General features: G+C 54.4%; 20 protein-coding genes. 14 read left to right on the top strand and 6 right to left on the bottom strand.

Features of this window, described 5'->3' with window-relative positions:
* Nucleotides 1-12: 12 nt before the first annotated feature.
* From MNODULE_RS11570 to MNODULE_RS11560, 3 genes are read left to right on the top strand one after another with little or no spacing between them, the layout of a single operon-like run.
* Complete coding sequence (locus tag MNODULE_RS11570; RefSeq protein ID WP_168059918.1) at nucleotides 13-474, top strand: hypothetical protein; 462 nt, start codon at nucleotides 13-15, stop codon at nucleotides 472-474.
* A gap of 56 nt (nucleotides 475-530) precedes the next feature.
* Complete coding sequence (locus MNODULE_RS11565; protein WP_168059916.1) at nucleotides 531-1,472, top strand: hypothetical protein; 942 nt, start codon at nucleotides 531-533, stop codon at nucleotides 1,470-1,472.
* A 19-nt stretch (nucleotides 1,473-1,491) separates the two neighbouring features.
* Nucleotides 1,492-1,791 (top strand): antibiotic biosynthesis monooxygenase family protein, encoded by a 300-nt coding sequence (locus MNODULE_RS11560; RefSeq protein WP_168059914.1) that lies wholly within the window; start codon nucleotides 1,492-1,494, stop codon nucleotides 1,789-1,791.
* 13 nt (nucleotides 1,792-1,804) lie between these two features.
* On the opposite strand, the gene MNODULE_RS11555 is transcribed toward MNODULE_RS11560, so the two are convergent.
* The 3 genes from MNODULE_RS11555 to MNODULE_RS11545 all read right to left on the bottom strand — a co-directional run bounded on the left by MNODULE_RS11555 (nucleotide 1,805) and on the right by MNODULE_RS11545 (nucleotide 4,798).
* Complete coding sequence (locus tag MNODULE_RS11555; protein ID WP_168059912.1) at nucleotides 1,805-2,944, bottom strand: M20/M25/M40 family metallo-hydrolase; 1,140 nt, start codon at nucleotides 2,942-2,944, stop codon at nucleotides 1,805-1,807.
* A 108-nt stretch (nucleotides 2,945-3,052) separates the two neighbouring features.
* The gene (locus MNODULE_RS11550) at nucleotides 3,053-3,775 is read right to left on the bottom strand and encodes a dienelactone hydrolase family protein (RefSeq protein ID WP_168059910.1); all 723 of its coding nucleotides are present in this window, start codon (nucleotides 3,773-3,775) and stop codon (nucleotides 3,053-3,055) included.
* Nucleotides 3,776-3,817: 42 nt separating this feature from the next.
* Nucleotides 3,818-4,798, bottom strand: a complete 981-nt coding sequence (locus MNODULE_RS11545) for a DUF6687 family protein (protein ID WP_168059908.1) — start codon at nucleotides 4,796-4,798, stop codon at nucleotides 3,818-3,820.
* 334 nt (nucleotides 4,799-5,132) lie between these two features.
* Between MNODULE_RS11545 and MNODULE_RS11540 the strand changes: the two genes are divergently transcribed.
* Complete coding sequence (locus MNODULE_RS11540; RefSeq protein WP_168061131.1) at nucleotides 5,133-5,651, top strand: gamma carbonic anhydrase family protein; 519 nt, start codon at nucleotides 5,133-5,135, stop codon at nucleotides 5,649-5,651.
* 11 nt (nucleotides 5,652-5,662) lie between these two features.
* On the top strand, nucleotides 5,663-6,031 hold the full coding sequence (locus MNODULE_RS11535) for a phage holin family protein (protein ID WP_168059906.1): 369 nt from the start codon (nucleotides 5,663-5,665) through the stop codon (nucleotides 6,029-6,031).
* Nucleotides 6,032-6,083: 52 nt separating this feature from the next.
* Here the strand turns inward: MNODULE_RS11535 and MNODULE_RS11530 are convergent, their stop codons facing one another.
* Genes MNODULE_RS11530 through MNODULE_RS11520 form a run of 3 tightly spaced genes read right to left on the bottom strand, consistent with a single transcriptional unit; the run spans nucleotide 6,084 to nucleotide 7,273 of the window.
* Nucleotides 6,084-6,620 (bottom strand): general stress protein, encoded by a 537-nt coding sequence (locus tag MNODULE_RS11530; RefSeq protein ID WP_168059904.1) that lies wholly within the window; start codon nucleotides 6,618-6,620, stop codon nucleotides 6,084-6,086.
* An 11-nt stretch (nucleotides 6,621-6,631) separates the two neighbouring features.
* Complete coding sequence (locus MNODULE_RS11525) at nucleotides 6,632-7,024, bottom strand: BON domain-containing protein (protein ID WP_168059902.1); 393 nt, start codon at nucleotides 7,022-7,024, stop codon at nucleotides 6,632-6,634.
* An 18-nt stretch (nucleotides 7,025-7,042) separates the two neighbouring features.
* Nucleotides 7,043-7,273, bottom strand: a complete 231-nt coding sequence (locus tag MNODULE_RS11520; RefSeq protein ID WP_168059900.1) for a hypothetical protein — start codon at nucleotides 7,271-7,273, stop codon at nucleotides 7,043-7,045.
* 383 nt (nucleotides 7,274-7,656) lie between these two features.
* On the opposite strand from MNODULE_RS11520, the gene ftsH reads away from it, so the two are divergent.
* The 9 genes from ftsH (at nucleotide 7,657) to MNODULE_RS11475 (ending at nucleotide 20,072) form a co-directional block, all read left to right on the top strand.
* On the top strand, nucleotides 7,657-9,543 hold the full coding sequence (gene ftsH / locus MNODULE_RS11515; protein ID WP_168059898.1) for an ATP-dependent zinc metalloprotease FtsH: 1,887 nt from the start codon (nucleotides 7,657-7,659) through the stop codon (nucleotides 9,541-9,543).
* A gap of 11 nt (nucleotides 9,544-9,554) precedes the next feature.
* Nucleotides 9,555-9,977, top strand: coding sequence for a ferritin-like domain-containing protein (locus tag MNODULE_RS11510; RefSeq protein ID WP_168059896.1), 423 nt, complete (start codon nucleotides 9,555-9,557; stop codon nucleotides 9,975-9,977).
* 40 nt (nucleotides 9,978-10,017) lie between these two features.
* Complete coding sequence (locus tag MNODULE_RS11505; RefSeq protein WP_168059894.1) at nucleotides 10,018-10,473, top strand: DUF1284 domain-containing protein; 456 nt, start codon at nucleotides 10,018-10,020, stop codon at nucleotides 10,471-10,473.
* Nucleotides 10,470-11,018, top strand: coding sequence for a DJ-1 family glyoxalase III (locus tag MNODULE_RS11500; protein ID WP_168059892.1), 549 nt, complete (start codon nucleotides 10,470-10,472; stop codon nucleotides 11,016-11,018). Before MNODULE_RS11505 ends, MNODULE_RS11500 begins: the two co-directional genes overlap by 4 nt.
* Before the next feature lie 26 nt (nucleotides 11,019-11,044).
* Nucleotides 11,045-11,821 (top strand): hypothetical protein, encoded by a 777-nt coding sequence (locus MNODULE_RS11495; RefSeq protein WP_168059890.1) that lies wholly within the window; start codon nucleotides 11,045-11,047, stop codon nucleotides 11,819-11,821.
* A 916-nt stretch (nucleotides 11,822-12,737) separates the two neighbouring features.
* Entirely contained in the window at nucleotides 12,738-14,186 is a 1,449-nt protein-coding gene (locus tag MNODULE_RS11490; RefSeq protein WP_238339449.1) for an ATP-binding protein, read from the top strand.
* On the top strand, nucleotides 14,183-17,023 hold the full coding sequence (locus MNODULE_RS11485; RefSeq protein ID WP_168059886.1) for a Z1 domain-containing protein: 2,841 nt from the start codon (nucleotides 14,183-14,185) through the stop codon (nucleotides 17,021-17,023). Before MNODULE_RS11490 ends, MNODULE_RS11485 begins: the two co-directional genes overlap by 4 nt.
* Nucleotides 17,023-18,027, top strand: a complete 1,005-nt coding sequence (locus MNODULE_RS11480) for a PD-(D/E)XK motif protein (RefSeq protein WP_168059884.1) — start codon at nucleotides 17,023-17,025, stop codon at nucleotides 18,025-18,027. Before MNODULE_RS11485 ends, MNODULE_RS11480 begins: the two co-directional genes overlap by 1 nt.
* On the top strand, nucleotides 18,024-20,072 hold the full coding sequence (locus MNODULE_RS11475; protein WP_168059882.1) for an AIPR family protein: 2,049 nt from the start codon (nucleotides 18,024-18,026) through the stop codon (nucleotides 20,070-20,072). Before MNODULE_RS11480 ends, MNODULE_RS11475 begins: the two co-directional genes overlap by 4 nt.
* Nucleotides 20,073-20,164 lie beyond the last annotated feature (92 nt).

Genomic DNA, 20,164 nt, shown 5'->3' with positions numbered 1-20,164 from the left:
AAGGAGCGAGAGATGGATCCGATTTCGATCATTGTGACCGCCCTGGCGACGGGCGCGGCGGCGGGACTCAAACCGACGGCGGCGAAAGTAATCCAAGACGCCTATGCCGGGATCAAGGCGCTAATCCAGCGCAAATATGGCGAGACAAACGTCGGCCTGCTGGAGAAAGACCCCGCTTCGAAGGCGAAACGGGAGGTGGTGAAAGAAGAGCTGGAGAAGAGCGATGCCGCGGATGATCCGGAACTTCTGACCCAGGCGAAGGCGCTCCTCGATGCCGTCCAACAACATGCGCCGGAGGCGGCCGGACAAATCGGCGTCGACCTGGAAGAGATCAAGGGGGCGTCGCTTCGGATCGGCGACGTCATCGCCGCGGGCGCCGGGGTGAAGGTCCGAAAGGCGGAGATCGCCGGGGACATCGAGATCAAAGGGGTGCGGGCCGGAGAGGTCTCCGAAAACCCTTCAAAGCGGCAGTAGGCCAATGGCCGGAACCTGCTGTCGCTGATTCTAACCCGGCCGTCGATCTGGAACGGGTGTCTGCCCGCGACGTCGATGTTCATGTCGGCTCGCGGAATTACCTCATCTTGCGGGGGGTCGATCCCTACCGCGATTTTTTGAACGATCCCGCCGGTCCATTGGACCTCTCGTTTCACGGGATCGAAGAGATCAGCAGCCTCCGAAAGAAGCTCCTTCAAATCGACGCCTTGAAGGAGCCGGTTTCGATCACGGTCCACGGCACCCTTTTCCCCTGCGCCCTTCTCTCCTCCGGCTGGTGGGAGCGGCGGTCGCAGGCGATCTCCTCCGAGCTCGATTGGAAAAATCCCCTTCAGAAATGGCTCTTCATCGGGTTCGATCTCTGGGGACCGTCGTGGGATTTTTCCTGGGATCTCGACTCCCTGGGAGACTGGGGGCACACCCATTTTATCGCGCAGATCGGGGAAGGGGACGAAGCGAACTCCCTCCCGGTGGTCCTTCCCCGCGCGAAGGCGGAAAAGCTCCGCGAAAAATTCAAGGAAGGATGGGGCGGGGTCGAGGTCAACCTCCGGGGGCTGTTGGGCCATCGGCGCCAGTTTGCGAAAGAGCCGGGGCCGCTCGGCCTCTTCGGCGGGCTCCTCGATTATTGCATCTGGCTGAACGAGGAGAACAAGGAGCATAAGATCACCCTTCTGGTCGATCGAACCGATATTTATTCGGGATATCTCTGGAAGTGCGTGGTCCCCAAGAAGTGGTTCGACACGAACCGGTTTCTCTGCCTCAGCGACGTCTTCTTTCTCTGGGAGCATACGAATTTCACCGAGAAAGACGCCGTCCGATACAACCTCGACAGCCTGGAGCGAAAGGTGGAATATGTTCGGAAGCTCGAAGGAGAGCTTGTTCTCCTTCAGAAATCTTCCGCGCTGGTGCCGGGCGAGCCGATCTGGTCGACGCAGGAGATCTACGATCTGCTGACCCGAAAGAAGGGAGAGGAGATCTGATTTTGAGGAGGGATGAAAGATGGTCGTCGTGGTTTTTCGATCGCGATTAAAGGAGGGGGGAGAGGCGGAGTTGGGAAAGGTCGGAATGCGGATGTATGAGCTCGCCTCCGCGATGCCGGGCTTCCTCTCTTACAAGGACTTCGTCGCGGAAGACGGGGAGAATGTCTCAATCATCGAGTTCGATTCCATCGAGACCGTCGACGCCTGGCGGGAGCATCCCGAACATCGGGAAGCGCAGCGGCGGGCGCGGACAGAGTTCTTCACCGAATATCAAATCCAGGTCTGCACGCCGGTGAGGGAGAGAGCGTTCAAAGGATAGGCGAGGACGCTTCCTACTTGCACTGCTGGATCGTCTCCAGGACGATCTCGGCCGCCTGATTCATCTCATCGATGGCGAGCCACTCCTTAACGGTGTGGATGTCGTGCATGCCGGTGCCGAGGTTGGCGACGGTGATTCCCTTTTTGTTGAAGACGTTGGCGTCGCAGCCGCCGCCGGTCGCATGGGTCCGCACCTTGTAGGAAAGCGTTTGGGCCGCGCGCATCACCGCCTGAACGATCGGGGCATTTTCGGGGACGTTCATCCGGTCGTAGTCGCGCCAGATCTTCTCTTCCACCCGGCCGGTAATCCGTTTCCCGTCCAAATCGACCCAGAATTTCTCGGCGGCTTTTCGGAAGCACTCCTGCATATGCCCGTTCTGCGCCGTCAGCTTCTCCTCGTCGTGGCTGCGCGTCTCCGCTTTGACATAAACATAGTTCGGGACGATGTTGGTCGCCGATCCCCCCTGGATGATCCCGATGTTGGCGGTCGTCTCCGGATCGATCCGGCCGAGCTTCATTTGACTGATCGCATCGGCCGCGATCTGAACGGCGGAGAGCCCCCGCTCCGGACAGACGCCGGCGTGCGCTTCGAGCCCGTGGACTTTGAATTCCAATCGATCGGAAGAAGGGGATTTGGTGAAGAGGATGTTGACATTGTCGCAATCGAGCACCAGGCCGTCGCGCGATTTTAACCGCCCGAAGTCGAGGTGCTTCGCGCCGAGGAGGCCGAACTCCTCGCAAATGGTGAAGGCGATTTCGATTTCGCCATGAGGGAGCTTCTTCTCCCGAATGGTCCGGAGCACTTCGACGATGATCGAGATCCCCGATTTATCGTCCCCGCCGAGGATCGTCGTCCCGTCGCTGCGAATCTTCTTCCCGTCGACGATCGGCTTGATTCCCTCCCCCGGCACCACGGTGTCCATGTGGGCGGAGAGAAGGAGCGGCCGCCGGGACGGATCGGTCCCGGGGAGGCGGGCGATCAGGTTGCCGATCTCGCCGCCGACCGCCTGGCCGGCCTCATCGAACTCGACCTTCGCTCCCAGCGCCTCCAATTCCTTTTGAAGGACCAGGGCGACCGCCTTCTCTTTTTTGGAAAGGCTGTCGATCCGAACGAGCTTAAGGAAATGATCGGTCATTCGTTGTGTGTTTAGCATGGGAGCCCCTTCATCATTTTATTTTCCATTTTCCATTTGTTATTTTCCATTTTCCATTTTGTAAATGACAAATGAAAAATGATAAACGGCAAATGGAAAATAGTTTTTTTATGATCGTAGGTATTTCTCAAGGAAGGCGAGTGTTCTCTTCCACGCGTCCTTCGCGGCCTTTGGATTGTAGACCTCTCTCCGGCTGTCGTTGAAGAAGGCATGCGGGGCGCCGGCATAGGTTTTCACCTCGCCCGGTTTTTTGAACTTCTTCAGCGCCTCCTTCAGCCGTTGGACCTCTTCCTTTTGGATCCAGCCGTCTTCTTCCCCGTAGATGTAGAGGATCGGCGCCGAGAGCTTTTCGATCTCTTCGTTTGTCGGGATCTCGCCGTAGAAGGGGACGGCGCATCGAATCTCGCCGGTCCTGCAGGCGAGCTGCAGAGTGAAAGAGCCGCCGATGGAAAACCCGATCACGCCGACTTTGTCGGGATCGACCTCCGGCAGGGTCTTCAGATAACGAAGGCCGCCCATCAAGTCGGCGACGGTTTTACCCGGATCGAGGGTGTCCGACAATTTGGCCGCCTCCGCCCCGTTCTGCGTCACGACATGGCCGAGCCGGGAGTAAAGATCGGGGGCGAGGACGGCGAAATGCTCCTTCGCGAGCCGTTGGGCGACCCCTTTGATGTGGTCGTTGAGCCCCCACCACTCCTGGATCAGGATCAACCCCGGATAACGGCCGGTGTGTTTCGGGCGGCAGAGGAAAGCGGAGAGAATCGTCCCGTCGGCCGGGTATTCCACCATGGAGGAGTTCAGGTCGTCGTCGGTCAGAAGTTGGGGGGTCATGATCCTCTCCTAATGCTCGACGAGGAAGCCTGACGATGGTCGCTAGTTGGAATCAATCTCCCTCGATTGAAGGTAGGTCAAGACGATCTGGATCACCTGGTCGGGATGAAGCCGGCTGAGATGCCGCCGACCCGTCTCGTCGGTGTATTTCAAAGCGGAGGTCATCGACCGGCCGGCGTAGCCCCCCGTCATCCATTTTCCTTCCCGGAGCCCCTCGTGGCGGTTGAGGTGTTCGGCGAGCGGCTCCATCGGAATCGGCGGGATCGGCGGACGGGTGACCGTCTCGGCCCAGGCGTAGTAGCGGTATTCGAGCTCATAACCGAACCCCCCTTCTTCCCGCTCCCGGTCTTCGATCACCAGGAAAAGATTTCCCCGGCAGTGATGATCGATCGCCTGCCGGGCCGGCCGCTGCTCGTCGATGATGACGGAAAGCCCCTCTTGCTCGTGCTCCTCGACGCCGATGATCCCTTTCTCGAAGAGCTCCATCGATTGAATGATGCTGTCGTAGGATTCCCGCCAGAGGGGGCGGTATTCGTCTTTGCGCCGGAAGAGATCGGGGAGCATCGGCATCAACGTTTTATAGAGGAAGGCTTCTTTCGGGCCCGGGTAGGTCGGGAGCTGAGAGAGGATCGGGCTTTCACCGGAAGAGGCCAGTCCCTCAATGAGGAGATTCATCTGAACCCCTTCCTCCGACGAGAAGGAAGAGAAATCGCCCGCCTCGGCGGCGGCGATCAGCCGCCCCGCCATCGGCTCCGCCTTCCTCGGATTGAGGAGGGTCCAGACCGAGAGGAGCCCGTCGGTATCGAAATGGTTGTTCGTGATAATGCTGACCTGCGGAAAAAATTGTTTTTGATTCGGATGGGCCAGGTAGCGCAGGACGATTTCGGTGGAGGTGTCGGCCTTGAGGGGAGGAGGGGTCTGGTTCCCCTTCCAGTGGCTCAAATGATGGCTTTGAGGGACGAGCCCGTCGACCGAGATCTTGGGAACCCCTTTCATCGCCTCTTCGTAGAAGTAAAAGACCATACCCTTTTAAATCGCCCTGTCGCCGCTGTTTTGAGATTGAGTAGGGAGTCGCCGTCGACGGGCCTGCATCGGACGGCGGCTCCTTTGAGGGGCTTAGCCGGTCTCCGTTCTCAGGAGATCGGCCGCAACGAATGGCTTACTATACCAAAATTTGGATCATAATTGAAGACCCTTGCTCAAAAATATGAAATCGCGTGACGAAGGGTCGGATTTGGGTCCGACGGCGGAGGCCGAGGCCCGCCGGAACCGAAAGTGCTTGCCATCGGAAAAAGGGGCGTGATATCCTCTGGTTTGAGAGGACCCATTGCGGTCCTCAGTCCTTTTTCCGGCGGCGATGATACATCCTTTTCAAGATAAGTTTCCCAAGTTCCCTTCGACCGTCTTCATCGAAGCGTCGGCGCAGGTGATCGGCGACGTGGAGATCGGGGCGTACAGCTCGGTCTGGTTCGGATCGGTGGTCCGGGGGGATGTGAATGATATCCGGATCGGCGACCGGACCAATATCCAGGATCTTTCGGTTCTGCATGTGACCCGGAAGACCCACCCCCTCGTGATCGGCAGCGAGGTGACGGTCGGCCACCGGGTGACGCTGCACGGCTGCACGGTGCGGGATCGGGTGCTGGTCGGGATGGGGGCGATTCTGCTCGACGGCGCCGAGGTGGGGGAGGGATCGATCGTCGGGGCGGGGGCGCTGGTGACGGAAGGGGTGAAGATCCCCCCCGGCTCGCTGGCCCTGGGGGTGCCGGCCCGGGTGAAGCGGCCGCTGACGCCGGAAGAGAGCGCCTTTCTCTCTCAATCGGCGCGAAACTATGTCGACCTGGCGCAGATCTACTTAAAACAGACCTCCAAATAAGGAGGCGACGATTGTTCCGCGGAATTTTGATCCGGTGGCTGGTGAACGCGGGGGGGCTGTTCTTGATCTCCTATGCCCTGGAGGGGATCGAGGTCGAGGGGGCGCTTCCCGCGCTCATCGCGGCGGCGGTCCTCGGGATCATCAACGCGATCATCCGCCCGATCCTTCTCATTTTGACCCTTCCGATCAACATCTTGACCCTCGGCCTCTTCACCTTGATCCTCAACGGCGCGATGCTGGCGCTGGCCGCCCAGGTGGTCCGGGGATTTACGGTCTCGGGCTTCTGGTCTGCGGTGCTCGGCGCGCTTCTCCTCTCCATCATCAGCAGCGTCATGTCTTTCTTCATCGAGGATATCGCGCGGCCCCATTCCGAATATTAACAAAAAAGCGGGCCGAGTTTTCCCGGCCCGCCGTTGTCCCGCTTCAATTGGTTTAAGCCGCTTCCCTCCGGGAGACCCCTTCCTCCCCGGTCGTCGAGATGTCCCGCGCGCCGCTTTCTCTGAAAATTTCCTTGGCGCGATCGACCTCTTCGGATGTTTCGCAATGGACGGAGATTAAGATTCCCCCTTCTTTGACCTTTGCCTCATACTGTTTGGCTTCGTATTCGGGGATTCCGAGTCCGATCAGTCCCCCTGCAATCCCCCCGGTCGCGGCGCCGATGGCGGCGCCGCCGAGCGCCGCCATAATGGGCCCCGCGGCGATGAAGGGGCCGACTCCCGGGATCGCGAGCGAGCCGATCCCGACCAGCCAGCCGGCGACCCCGCCGATCACCCCGCCGGTGGTTGCGCCGGTGGCGACCCCTTCCGGGGCTTTGGTCGCTTTTTTGTGAATGAAATCCCGAACCCCCTCCTTATCGGGGGTCAGGACAGAAATATCGGTCGGCGCGAACCCCGCGGCGTTGAGACGATTGAGGCAGCTCTCCGCCTGGTAGGGACTATCGAAAATGCCAACGACTGCTTTCTTCGCCATCCGTGATCTCCTTATCTCATTGTGGAGGATTTGACCTCCAGCTCATTCTCAACTTTTCCCGCCCCGGCGATCTGCTCCGCCTTCTCGGCGATCTTCTCTTTTTCGGCCGGGCTGTTGACCGGTCCGCGAAGGGTCACCTTTCCCTCCTGCGTGATGATTTTTACATTCTTCGCCGTGGTGGAGAGGGAATCATCTTCCGTGATCTTTTTCCGAATTTTACGGGTGGTCTCGACGTCGGCGGGGTCGGTGCCTTGCACCTCCGGCGTCACGGCCGAGGAGCCCCGGTCCCTCTGGTTGATCTCGCTGTTGTCCGGCGCGACGGACGGACCTTCCTTCTCCACCGCATCGGCCGGCCCGCCGGTCAATACAAAGAGAACTGCAATGATCCAAACGATTCGGTTCATTTCAACATCCTCCGGTTGTTACGATCGGATCTTTTTCAGAAGGGTGTTCCCCAAAGATCCGGCCCGCTCTCCGATCACCTGCACCCGCTTTCCGATAACCTTGGCTCCCCGCTTCAGCATCTTCTTCGCCTTCGGCGTCGCCTTTTTAATCTGGTATCCGAGCCCGCTTCTTCTGGGGGATGCCTTTTTTCGGCCGGGCGATTTCGCGACCGTTTTTTTTCGTCTGACCTGCTTTTTCTTCTCCGGCATGATGGTCCTCCTATAGAGTTGAGAGTATTCCCAATGAGGAGGTTGAGTGCAATTCATAGACCGTCGCAAAGCGGGGTTTTGAAGGCCCATATAACCATATAAAAGGAAGACGCAGGTCAACGAGGGATGAAGTCGAGCAATGGAGAGAGGAGTGGGCATGTACATTTTGCACAGTCATCGACCGGACATAACGTAAGGGGATACAAAAAAGGATGAGTTTGGGATAGGCGCTTGCGATCACCGGATGCAACCTGTGAAAAAAAGGAACAAGTCGAGGTCGAGAACCTGCACGCGGGACCCTGAATTGCAAAAGACATCTATGTTATAATGAATTATTCCAAAAAATGGAGCGTTCGCCGCTTTTCTCTCCTTTGGAGGCACTCATGCCGCAGAAAAAAGAATTTCCAGGTTGGACACTTTTCGCGATTCTCTTCATCGTCACCGTTCTGCCGTTTTTCTTCTTCAGCCCTCAAACCGGTCAGATCTCCTACAGCGATTTTAAGCGCCTTCTTCGAGAGGGAAAGGTCAAGGAGGTCGTGATTTCCAGAGACGCCATCGAAGGGGTGAAGATCGAAGCTTCGGGAAAAGAGGAGCCGTTCAGCACCGTTCGTGTGGACGATCCCAATCTCACCTCGGAGCTGGAAGACCAGAATGTCCAGATCACGGGGGAGATTCAGAGCGGTTGGCTCAGAGACATCGTCCTCTTTTGGGTGCTGCCGTTCGCGGTCATTCTCTTTATCTGGAGCCTCTTCGCAAGAAGAATGGCGGGAGGAGGGGGTGGGCAAGGGTTTATGACCTTTGGCCGGGCCCGCGCCAAGGTCTTCGCGGAGAAGGACATCCAGGTCAGCTTCAACGACGTCGCCGGCGCGGACGAGCCGAAAGAAGAGTTGATGGAGGTGGTCGAGTTTCTCCGGCAACCGCAGAAGTTCCAGCGTCTCGGCGGACGGATCCCGAAGGGGGTCCTGCTGGTCGGCCCTCCCGGAACGGGAAAGACCCTCCTGGCGCGCGCGGTTGCGGGAGAGGCGAAGGTCCCTTTCTTCTCGATGAGCGGATCGGAGTTCGTCGAGATGTTCGTCGGAGTCGGCGCGGCGCGCGTCCGGGATCTTTTCGCGCAGGCGCAGGAGAAGGCCCCCTGCATCATCTTCATCGATGAACTTGACGCTCTGGGGCGGGCGCGCGGCGCCGGGATGCTCGGTGGGGGCCATGCGGAGCAGGACCAGACGCTCAACCAGCTTCTGGTGGAGATGGACGGGTTCGATCCGAGGAAAGGGGTCATCATCATGGCGGCGACCAACCGCCCGGAGATCCTCGATCCGGCGCTGCTCCGGCCGGGACGGTTCGACCGCCAGATCCTAGTCGATCGCCCCGACGTTCGCGAGCGTGAAGAGATCTTGAAAGTTCACACCCGCAACGTCAAGCTCGATCCGAAGGCCGACATCAAATTGCTCGCCACCCGGACCCCGGGATTCGTCGGGGCCGACCTGGCCAACGTCGTCAATGAGGCGGCGCTCCTGGCGGCGCGCAGCAACAAGGACCATGTGGAAATGGATGATTTCGAAGAGGCGATCAACCGGATGACGACCGGCCTTGAGAAGAAAAAGCGGGTGATGAGCAAGAAGGAGAAAGAGTATGTCGCTTATCACGAATCGGGGCATGCCCTGGTGGCGGCGCTGGTGCCGAACGCCGATCCGGTCCATCGGATCTCCATCATCCCCCGCGGCATCGCCGCCCTCGGCTACACCCTTCAACTCCCGACGGAGGATCGTTATCTGATGACGAAGAGCGAACTGCACGATCGGCTGGCGGTGTTGCTCGGGGGGCGGGTGGCCGAGGAGATCATTTTCGGCGAGATTTCGACCGGGGCGCAGAACGATTTGACCCGCGCGACCGATATCGCCCGGAGCATGGTTCGCGAATTCGGGATGAGCGAGAAGCTGGGGCTGGTCTCCTTCGAGCGCCCCCGCCGGATGGTGCCGGTGGACGGCGCCCCGCCCGGCGCCAAGGATTACAGCGAAGAGCTGGCCAAGTCGATCGATCAAGAGGTCAAGGAGATCATGGACCAGACCTATGCCCGCGTCCATCACCTTCTTGAGGACCATCGGGGCGAACTGGAGGCGATTGCAAAACTTCTTCTCGAAAAAGAGGTGATCGAAGGGGAGGCGCTTCGAGAGATTGTTCGCGGAAGCGGCAAACCGAAGAAAGACGAAGACGCCCGCCCGGTCGATCTTACTTTTCCCGAACCGCCGCGCCCGCGGGCCGTCGGGGAGTAGCGAGGAAACGGATGCCGGAATTGAACGCCGTCCAAGGGCTGTTGCAAGGACTGTTAATAGAAGAGCGGCAGTTGAGTTCAGCCTATACCGCTTATCTTCCGCTGCTTCATCCGCCGGTTTTGCGTGAGAAGATTCGCGGGTGGGTCGGGGAGGGGTGGAAACATATCGAAGCGCTGGAGAAGGAGATCGAGAAGCGGGGGGCCGTTGCAGGCCGGTCGGCGGCTCCCGCGCCGACCGATCCCGCGTCTGATGAGACGCACGATCTTCTCGATTTTTTCTTCCAGAAGGAAGAGCGGCTTTACTACTCCTACCAGGAAGCGCTGAAGCGGACCGAGGCGGAGGATCTCCGTTCACTTCTCTTTCGCCACCTCGAAGAGCAAAAGGGGCACATCGCCGGGATTCAGAATCTCTATGCTGAGTTCCTTTACTACTAATCTTTTTGACAAATCGTATCCCGAAGAATAAAATTTCTCTATGTCGACCGGCCGTTCCAATCTTTTGACTGTTCGCGCCCACACCCTTCTCTGCCTGCTGGGGTTTCGCGGGGAGGGGTACAGTCCCGCCTTCGTCGAGAACATGGGGGCGATTCACCGCCGTCTCTCGACCGATCCGAAGACCCCCGTTCAAGTAATCGCCCGGCCCGATGAGATCTGCAGCGTCTGTCCGCATCTCCATCCGGACGGCTGCCATCTGAAGGGGCCCGGTTTTGAAGCGGCGATGCATCGTCAGGACCAAGCGGTGATGGCGCGATTGGGCATCGCGGAAGGGGAGGTCCTTCCGTGGGGAGAGATTCTTCATCGGATCGCCGCGCATATCGAAGGGGGGGATCTCGGCGCGATTTGCGGCGCCTGTTCCTGGCTGCCGTTGGGGTATTGCCGGGAAGGGATCGACGCGTTGAGCGTCGTTCAACATCGGGAGAGATTGTCATGAAGCGCGTGTTGATTCTTTTGGCGCCCGGGTTCGAAGAGATCGAGGCGGTCACGATCATCGACATTCTCCGCCGGGCCGCCGTCGAGGTAACGGTCGCCGGGACGGTGGAGGGGGCGATCGAAGGCTCCCGGAAGGTGAGGCTCCTCGCCGATCTGTCGATCGACAAGGTCGCCGGCGGCGATTATCACATGATCGTGTTGCCCGGCGGGCAGCCCGGCACCAACCACCTCGCCGAGGATGAACGGGTCGGGCGGATTTTGAAAGAGGCGGCGGCGAAAGAGAGATACATCTCGGCGATCTGCGCCGCCCCGTCGATTCTCGCCGCGGCCGGGTTTCTCAACGGAAAGAAAGCGACGAGCCATCCTTCGGTGCGGGAGCGGATGGGAGGGGCCGACTATTCCGAGGCGCGGGTGGTGGTCGACGGTAGATGGGTGACAAGCCGCTCTCCCGGCACGGCAATGGAGTTTGCTTTCGAATTGGTCCGGCTGCTGGCCGGGGAAGAAAAAGCAAAAGAGGTGAACCTGGGGGTGATGGCGCGGTTATAGGGGCGGTTTTGGCGGAGAGGTTTTCCATGTTGGACGCTTACGTGGCAAAGGGGCTTGGCGAGTATCTCGTGATGATGCAGCCGATCATTCCGATATTCCATCTCGCCTACGTTATTCTGGTCAATCGCCTCGTTTTGTTTGGAAATCAGTTTCGCTCCCCTTTCGAGTGGTTCATCACCCTCCATTATGTGATGTTTCTCTTCTTCCCGTTCGGCTGGCTCTGGGTGCAGCTCGGCAAATTGGGCCCCGCCTCCTTCGGCCGGACCGTCGAGAGCGGCATCCCATTCTGGATTCCGGGGATCAGTTTCGGTCTCTCCGGTCTTCATTTTATGCTGACCAGTCTTTTGATCTTCCTTTGGTTTTCGGAGGCGAAGGCGCCGCAAAACGATTTTGATTTTCGGAAGGTCCGGTGGTGGAGCTACCTGGTTCTCCCCGTTGTCCTCTGGGGATTCGTTTACCCGTTCCAACAAGGGGGGCAGCCGGGTGAATTCGTCTTCCTCGGCATCAAAGGGCTCTGGGATTCGCCGTTCGGCGCGCTGATGAATCCGACCTCCACCTTTCTTTTGGGCCTGCTGACCTTCATCTATCCGCGGGTCAACCTGAAACTTTTCATCGGAAGCGCGTCGGTCCTGCTGGTCATCGCCCTCATCGGGGCGCGATCGACGCCGCTTGATTGGCCGTTGGCGGTTCTGGCCGGGGTCAATCTCTTTTTGGGGGTGATCCTGGCGATGAAGCGGAGGAAAGCGATCCCCGCCGAAAATCCGGAAGTCGTCTCTTCCCCGTCATCCGCGCCGCCTGCTTGATTCGCCGGCGCAACTATGGCACAATCTGCCGACCGTCGCCGCATTTCAACCTTACAAACGGCGCGCCTTCCTTTCTTTCAAATGCCCCCGTAGCTCAGGCGGATAGAGCAGCGGTTTCCTAAACCTAAAAAAGCATTTCCTAAAAGTCCTCACAATTACTTGTAAAACCAATAAAATACTGATCTTATAAAGATTTCTGAGGTTTTCACGAGTTGGCCCCAGTTGGGTGGAATTGGATGGAGATTGGTTGAGATGGTTACAAAATGGTTACAGTCCAAAAAGATAATTTTCTACCTTTTTTCTTCTTCTGTGATAAAGCATCAGTATCTTGTGATAACCGATCAGTCCCTTCCGATTCAAATTTTCCTCTAACCTAAATTTATTCCGTTCAGAAAATTCGGGTTGAATCGGGAAGTCTTGCTCCGGATTTTCTGTTCCCAAAATCCTCACTCATTTGAAGTGGAAGCACGGAGCCTGACTTTTGATTGGTCGGAGTTCTGAAAATATTATCTCGGTATTTAACTCTTTTATTTCTGGTAAGAAGCCTTATAGGCAAGGACCGTTGGAAGCTGGGACCAAAAATATAACTACAAAAAAGAGGCAACTCATGCAGCCATACCGTTCTGTTCTATTCGGACCTGAAACGGCTCGTGTAATTTGGACCAGATGAAAAATAGACGTTAAAGTACATCTGGACAAAAAAATAGGACTAAATGAGAATGATCCAATAAGGGATTGCTATAAAAATCTAATTAATCTAAAATATTTTGCTATCATTACTTAAATCCAGGTATAAGGTTCCGGCAGGATAGATTGCTGCGGAAATAGACCAGCCCATTTACCAAAACCCATGGCTACAAAATATAAAGAGCCCCAAGAGAAACAGTGTGATTTAGCTGAGCCTCACGCAGCTTCAATGAGTGAGTCACTTCGTGCATTCGGATATGAACTACCAAGCGCGATAGCAGATCTTGTGGATAATAGCATATTTGCCGGTGCCAAAAACGTATGGGTGGATTTCAATTGGGGCGGAGAAAATTCCACTATTTCTGTTACTGATGATGGCTGCGGCATGAGTGAGGAAAGACTCATCAATGCTATGCGCCCCGGCAGTCGTAATCCCTTAGAAAACCGAGATCCCAAAGACCTCGGGAGATACGGCCTCGGTTTAAAGACAGCTTCGTTCTCACAATGTCGCCGTTTTACAGTTCGATCGAAAACCGGTATCAAGAAATCGGCGACACGTTGCTGGGACCTTGATTTTATCGCTACTAAAAATAAATGGTTATTGCTCCGGGAAGCCGGCGAGAAAAGTGAAATCTATTTTCAGAGACTGAGCAATTTCGGACAGGGAACAACAGTTCTGTGGGAGCAGATGGATAGAGTTGTAAAAGGACAAAACGTCGATGACGAAAACCACAAGCGATTTTTCCACGGCCGCATTGAAGGAGTTGAAAAACACCTCGCGATGGTTTTTCATCGCTTTATGGAAGGTACAGGGCGACTCAAAATTTTCGTTAACAACAATAAAGTCGAGCCGTGGGATCCGTTTTTAAAGTCAGAGAAGGCGACGCAGCAAATAGGTGATGAAAGAATAATGCATTTTCAGAAAGATATAAAAGTTATTCCATATGTGTTGCCGCACATTTCAAAGTTGACTCCAGAGAAACATGTCAGGGCCGCTGGTCTTAGAGGCTGGAATCTGCATCAGGGTTTTTATGTCTATCGAAATGAGCGTCTCTTGGTTCCAGGGGACTGGCTTGGTCTGTCAATGGCCAAAGAAGAACATTTTAAACTGGCACGCATCCAGCTGGACATTCCGAACACGATGGATCAGGAGTGGGAAATTGATGTAACAAAATCGAAAGCCAGGCCACCCGATGTTCTGCGAAAGGAGCTGAAGTACATCGCTGACGTGACACGCAAACGTGCCAGCGACATTTATCGCCACCGGGGAAGAGTTATAGCGAGAGCGAGCTCTCAGGGATACGTTTTTGTCTGGCAGCAGAAAGCGAAACACGGAAAATATTTCTACCGGGTGAATCGTGATCATCCCTTGATCAAGCAGGCGTTGAAAACGCATGAGAAGATAGTCGAACAACTTTTGAGGATGGTAGAGGAAACTGTGCCTGCTCCGCTCGTTGCCTTAACAAACTCTGAAGATCCGGATAAACACTCAACTCCTTTTGAAGGCGCTCCCTCAAAAGAAATTCTGGATCTGATCAGCCAGGTATACCGGGCTATGGTGATTTCGAAGGTTCCGCGCTCTACTGCTGTCGAGCGGCTTCGAGTGATGGAGCCTTTTGATAGCTATCCCGAATTGGTCCAGGCATTTCTGGAACAGCTCAACGGAGATGAAGAATGACGGATTATGAAAAAGCTTTGAGTCACGCATTACTGATGCTTGGCCAGGGAGGTGCCCCTGCAAAATCTATGATTGCTGAAATAGCCAACCTGGCAATCCAAACTGTGTCGCAGCTTGCGCCAAAAGATAGGCCCCTGGAAATAGATGAAGTAAGGCTGGTTCGTGAATTGGAGGGGTTGGTCACTTGGACGGTTGGGCCAGAGTTTGTTATCGACAGTGACGAAGACCATATTAAGTGGTTGCCGGCCAAGAGAGGAGTGCTCGAATGGAAATTCTGGAAACGGTACAGACGTTATCTTACCGAAAAGGCGAATCCTCTCCCTCTGGCTGTGGTAGATTCAATAGATGAACTTACGGATAAGGTTCTTGAACGGCTGGAAGACCCGGAACGGAAGGCGCCCTGGGACAGGCGAGGGATGATTGTCGGGCATGTTCAGTCCGGAAAAACAAGCAATTTTGTCGGACTCATCTGTAAAGCTGCCGATGCCGGGTATAGAATTATTATCGTGCTCGCGGGACTTCATGAGAATCTGAGGTCGCAGACACAAAAACGTGTGGACGAGGGATTTCTCGGTTACAGCTCCGCAGAGGCAACGACATTTACCCAGGGGAACAGACCAATTGGAGTTGGCCTCCTTTTTACGGGATACAGGGCGGCGGCAGATTCGCTGACCGGATACCAGCAGGACTTCAGCCGTCAGAAAGCACGCGGCTTAAATATCAATCCTATCCGCCATGACCCGCTAATCCTGGTAGTCAAAAAAAACAAAACCATCCTCACAAATCTTATCTCTTGGCTTGCCGGATACGCGGATAGCGACCCGAAAAATGTGAAACGGAGACAACCACTTCCTGATGTTCCGCTTCTTGTTATTGACGATGAAGCCGACCATGCTTCTATCAACACCAGGGCAATTCCGATCGACCCGATGACGGGAAGCCCCCAGGATGAATACGACGTAACCGCCATCAATGGAAAAGTCCGGCAACTCCTCAGTCTTTTTTCAAAGAAAGCATACATAGGCTATACAGCAACACCATTTGCCAATATTTTTATTCATCCCGAGGACTACTCAGCCGCCGGTACTCTCGGCCAAGCGCCGAACGAGATTGAAATTCCATACGGTGAAGGGCTTTTTCCGCGCAGCTTTATCATCAGTCTCCCGACGCCGACGAACTACATCGGACCGGTATCTATCTTTGGAATTGATCCTGATCCGGAAGCGGGTGTGAATTCCAGCATTGAGCCGCTGCCGCTAATCTTCAGGGTGACAGACAGCGCTGTCCATATACCCCGGGGACACAGAAGCAGCTTGATCGTCCAGAGCATTCCGGAATCACTGAAGCGAGCCATTCGCTGTTTTATCCTGACCTGTGCAGCCCGAGCGTATCGTGGCAGTGGCAGAGAACACAATTCTATGCTCATCCATGTCACAAGGTTCATATCGGTTCAGCGTCAGGTTCACGAATTAGTCAGGAGGGAGTTGCAGGATCTCACCAATCGGCTACGTTATGGCGATGGCGCATCTGCCCAGCAGATCATAACCGAGCTCCAAATTCTCTGGAATGAAGATTTTGTTCCTACCACAAAAGCAGTTCTTGCCAGAATAACCGATCCGTTGATGATTGAACCAGAGTGGAAGGATATTGAGCCGCTTTTAAATGCTGCCGCCCAGAAGATCGCGGTGAAGCAGATTAGTGGGGAATCCGACGATGTGCTGGACTATCATAACTCGCCGGATGGGGCAAGCGTAATTGCAATAGGTGGGGATAAGCTCTCTCGTGGGCTAACGCTGGAAGGCTTATCCATCAGTTATTTCCTCCGTCCATCCCAAATGTATGACACTCTAATGCAAATGGGACGATGGTTTGGCTACAGACCGGGCTATCTGGATCTCTGCCGCCTGTATACTACAAATGATCTTGTCGATTGGTATAAACACATTGCTTTTGCCGCCGAGGAACTGCGGCAGGAATTCGAATTGATGGTGGATACGAACAAGACACCCAGGGACTATGGTCTTCGAGTACGGAGCCATCCTAATGGTTTGTGGATAACAAGCCTGGTGAAAATGCGTGAAGCCAAGACACTGACTATTTCCTACGACGGACGTATTTCTGAAACTACTGTGTTTCATCGAGATGATAAGATCACAGGGCAAAACCTGGATGCTACCAACCGGTTTCTGACTGATCTCCCCAAATTGAATTCTTCTGGTACCTGTGTATGGTCTAAGATTCCGGCACGGGCAATTATTTCCTTTCTCAGGGAATACAGGACCCACCCTCATGCTCCTAAAGTCAACAGCGCACTCCTGGCCCATTACATTTCACGAAAGTCCGCGGCCGGATTTCTTAACGAATGGACGGTGGTCCTTGTTTCCAGTGAGGATAAGGGAGCCAGGGGTTCGGCGGTATTCCCTTATCAGGTGAACCTGGTACAACGGAAGAATGAAACTGAGGATGAATCCTCATTAAAATATACTGTGAAGCGACTGCTCAGTCCTGTACATGAAAAGATCGGATTGAGCGAAATGGCCATCAGGCAAGCGCTTGAGGAAACCAGAGCCGCCTGGGCTATGAGTCCACCGGATAAGCGTTCCAAAGATGAGCCCAAAGAGCCATCAGGTCCTGCTTTGCGTAGGAATCGGCCGATCAACGAAGGGTTGTTGCTTCTGTACCCACTTGACCCGGAAAAAGCCAAACTTCCCTATGACATTCCCACGGTAGGAATCGGTATTAGCTTTCCGGGAGATAAGCTCAATCCGACCGATGGAGTGGAATATGAGGCTAATCTGGTCTACATTGGGAAGGAACTGGGTGATGAGGATAACTGATGCTCAACGCAGGGATCTGGGCTCAGCTTGAGAACTCACGTGGGCGGTCTTCAGACCTGGTAGTGATGCGACTCTTGCCGCAATCGAAATTCAACGTGTTCGCCGCAGTGAATCCTCAAACCAGCCGTCGATGCCTCCTTCTAAAATCGAATCGGGAAGATGTCCGTCCTCTGCAGCCTCTGCCATCAGGCCGTGGTTTTGAAGTAAGATTTCTTGTTACATCTGCAGACCGGGACGGCGGCTATTGTATCCAGCTGGAGTTGATCGATCCACTTCACTCTGATGTATTCGATGTAATAGGAAACGATGTACTCAACAACATTATTCACTGTTCTGATGATAAGGAAGCATTCAATACCTTCGTGGCTCGAATAAAAGAGTGGCAGAGCTTTCTGGATCAACTTCCGCGTGGAGGCTTGGACGAGCAGGCTCAGCAGGGATTATTTGCAGAACTCTGGTTTCTGCGAGAGTTTCTGCTTGGCGAAATGTCGGAGGATAGAGCTGTCTCCGCTTGGGGGGGGCCCAAAGCGCTTGCAAAAGATTTCCAGTTCAGTGCACTCGCATTCGAAGTAAAAGCGAGTTCTGGAAAACAGCACAGCCGTTTCCATATCAGCAACGAGCTTCAGCTCGATATGCAGAGCTCTGATAGACTCATTTTATTCTGCCTCTTACTTGAGCGGCTTGCAGGTGGCGGATTATCGCTCTCTGAACTGGTGGCGGCCATACGGGAAAACTTGCGTGGGCATTCTGAAGCAGCGGTCCGATTTTCAGAAATGCTCTTGGAGGTAGGATATCAGGATGCAGAAGCCGCGAATTACACAACGCGGTTTGCTGTACGTTCTCAGCATTTCTTCGATGTTCGCGATGATTTCCCCCGGATCGTCGAAAGAGATCTGCGAATTGGTGTTGGGGATGTGCGTTACTCCATTCTCTTCTCTGAGTGTCAACATTATGAAGTCAATCCTGACAATGTGCGCAATTTAATCCGTCGTATATCGCTATGAACATTGATGAGTTTGCTGAAGAGTTCAGGCAGGAGGTGTTATCGCGTTGTAACGATGAAGAATCTGGACATTTTCGTGAAGACAAATTCACAGAGGTAATGATTGAATATCTGATCAGAGCTGATGAAGTGGATGATGGCGAGGTCTGTTATTATAAACATAACGCGCGTGGTGAGAAGCTGAATGGGGTCAATTTCTCCAGCGACGGGGAATGTGTGGACCTCTTTGTATCTTGTTACCACGGTATCGTACCACCGAAGTCGGTTCCAAATTCCGAAGTTAATGACCACTTCAGGTGGATCCGGAGATTCTTCGAAGCATCGCTTGGCGGAACACACCGTCATTTAGAGGAATCGTCACCCGTTTTCAGCGTGGCTCAGCAGATCCACGCGCAAAGGGAAGAAATAACCAGGGCACGTTTTTTCCTTCTTACCGATGGAATTGTACGCAAGGCGGAGGTCCAGAGTTCGACAGTTAATGGAATCGAGGTCAGGAATTTCCTTTGGGATCTGGAAAAATTGCGGCGTTTCATTACCTCGCGGATGCAGCGAGAGGTTATCGAAATTGATTTCGCCACTGATTTCGGTGCTTCCGTGCCGTGCTTGGAGGCTCCCGGAACAAAAGGAGAGTACCGGACCTTCCTGGTATTCTTTCCAGGCACGTTGCTCGCTGAGTTATACGGTGAGTTCGGTCCCCGGCTCCTTGAAAAGAACGTACGATCATTTTTACAGGCAAAGGGTAAAATAAATAAGGGCATCCGGAAAACTATTCTTGAAGAACCGCAGAACTTTCTTGCATATAATAATGGTATCTCCGCTACAGTAGAGAAGGTCAAGATTGATTTGCCGGCCAAGGGACCTCCTATGCTTCGATGGGCTCGGGATTTTCAAATTGTTAACGGGGGACAGACTACGGCATCGATTTACCATGCATTCAAACGGGACGGTGCAGATCTTTTAAATCTGGTGATTCAGGCGAAACTTACTGTGCTGAACGACCCGAATAAGGTGGAGATCTATGTGCCGCAGATTTCTCGATATGCCAACAGTCAGAACAAGGTAAATGCGGCTGATTTTTCGGCAAATCACCCATATCATGTGAAGCTGGAGGAATCATCGCGCCGTTTGTGGGCTCCATCTGTCACAGGAACGGAACGGCAAACGCACTGGTACTATGAGCGGGCTCGCGGATCATATCTCGACGACAAGAGTCGTGAAGGAACGCCTGCGCGGATGAGGGCATTCGAGATCTTAAATCCGTTGCGGCAGAAGTTTACTAAGACAGATCTGGCTAAGTATGAGAATACCTGGAGCCAGTACCCATATCTGGTGTGTCTCGGAGCCGAAAAAAATTTTATAAAGTTCACGGAGATGTTTATAGATAGAGGGTATCCCGTTGTTGATGAGGATTACTTTCATCACCTCGTTGCCAAGGCGATTCTGTTCAAGACGGCTGAGAAGCTGGTAGGTGCACAGGGATACGGCGGATTTCGGGCCAATATTGTAACTTACACACTGGCGTGGTTATCACATCATACTGCCCAGCGGGTTGATTTGGAAAAGGTTTGGAAGGAACAGAAGCTTTCGGAGAGCCTGTGTGAAGCCATAGTTACTGTCTCCAAAACCGCGAATGAACATATCGTAAACCCACCCCCTCAAAGACGGAATCCTGGTGAATGGTCAAAACGGCAGGATTGTTGGGAGACTTTCAGAAGCACTGCGATAATCATTCCTTTTGGTTTGGAACATGAACTGGTAGACACCGGTCGCCCAGACTACAGGCATGGTCTGAAGGATAGAGATGATGCGTCCGGTTACACCAGTGAAACACAGAAGGAAATCAGCTTGGTGAAGCAGGTGCCGGCCGAGACATGGTTAAAAATGTCCCGCTGGGCAAAGGAGACAGATAATCTCGCCCCCTGGCAACGTGGCCTGGCGTTCAGTTTAGGAAAGGTGGTCGGCTCTGGCAATTCGCCAACCCCGAAGCAGGCGCACCAGGGTTTGAAAATTCTAGAAGAGTCCCAGCGGAGGGGCTTCAAAATGTGATGCCCAATTTATCGATCAGAAGGGTTTCAGCAAGACGTAACCATTTCGGAAAATATTTTGGAGAAGTTATTCCAGAGAAGGGTTACCTACCT

This window comes from Candidatus Manganitrophus noduliformans (genome assembly GCF_012184425.1).
Classification (GTDB): domain Bacteria; phylum Nitrospirota; class Nitrospiria; order SBBL01; family Manganitrophaceae; genus Manganitrophus; species Manganitrophus noduliformans.
Note: the sequence above shows the minus strand (reverse complement) of the source record. Positions and strands in the feature narration are given on the sequence as shown.

Coding starts and splice junctions, on each gene's coding strand:
- MNODULE_RS11570 (WP_168059918.1), top strand. CDS start 13: ATGGATCCGATTTCGATCATTGTGACCGCCCTGGCGACGGGCGCGGCG.
- MNODULE_RS11560 (WP_168059914.1), top strand. CDS start 1,492: ATGGTCGTCGTGGTTTTTCGATCGCGATTAAAGGAGGGGGGAGAGGCG.
- MNODULE_RS11555 (WP_168059912.1), bottom strand. CDS start 2,944: ATGCTAAACACACAACGAATGACCGATCATTTCCTTAAGCTCGTTCGG.
- MNODULE_RS11550 (WP_168059910.1), bottom strand. CDS start 3,775: ATGACCCCCCAACTTCTGACCGACGACGACCTGAACTCCTCCATGGTG.
- MNODULE_RS11545 (WP_168059908.1), bottom strand. CDS start 4,798: ATGGTCTTTTACTTCTACGAAGAGGCGATGAAAGGGGTTCCCAAGATC.
- MNODULE_RS11540 (WP_168061131.1), top strand. CDS start 5,133: ATGATACATCCTTTTCAAGATAAGTTTCCCAAGTTCCCTTCGACCGTC.
- MNODULE_RS11530 (WP_168059904.1), bottom strand. CDS start 6,620: ATGGCGAAGAAAGCAGTCGTTGGCATTTTCGATAGTCCCTACCAGGCG.
- MNODULE_RS11525 (WP_168059902.1), bottom strand. CDS start 7,024: ATGAACCGAATCGTTTGGATCATTGCAGTTCTCTTTGTATTGACCGGC.
- MNODULE_RS11520 (WP_168059900.1), bottom strand. CDS start 7,273: ATGCCGGAGAAGAAAAAGCAGGTCAGACGAAAAAAAACGGTCGCGAAA.
- ftsH (WP_168059898.1), top strand. CDS start 7,657: ATGCCGCAGAAAAAAGAATTTCCAGGTTGGACACTTTTCGCGATTCTC.
- MNODULE_RS11510 (WP_168059896.1), top strand. CDS start 9,555: ATGCCGGAATTGAACGCCGTCCAAGGGCTGTTGCAAGGACTGTTAATA.
- MNODULE_RS11505 (WP_168059894.1), top strand. CDS start 10,018: ATGTCGACCGGCCGTTCCAATCTTTTGACTGTTCGCGCCCACACCCTT.
- MNODULE_RS11500 (WP_168059892.1), top strand. CDS start 10,470: ATGAAGCGCGTGTTGATTCTTTTGGCGCCCGGGTTCGAAGAGATCGAG.
- MNODULE_RS11495 (WP_168059890.1), top strand. CDS start 11,045: ATGTTGGACGCTTACGTGGCAAAGGGGCTTGGCGAGTATCTCGTGATG.
- MNODULE_RS11490 (WP_238339449.1), top strand. CDS start 12,738: ATGAGTGAGTCACTTCGTGCATTCGGATATGAACTACCAAGCGCGATA.
- MNODULE_RS11485 (WP_168059886.1), top strand. CDS start 14,183: ATGACGGATTATGAAAAAGCTTTGAGTCACGCATTACTGATGCTTGGC.
- MNODULE_RS11480 (WP_168059884.1), top strand. CDS start 17,023: ATGCTCAACGCAGGGATCTGGGCTCAGCTTGAGAACTCACGTGGGCGG.
- MNODULE_RS11475 (WP_168059882.1), top strand. CDS start 18,024: ATGAACATTGATGAGTTTGCTGAAGAGTTCAGGCAGGAGGTGTTATCG.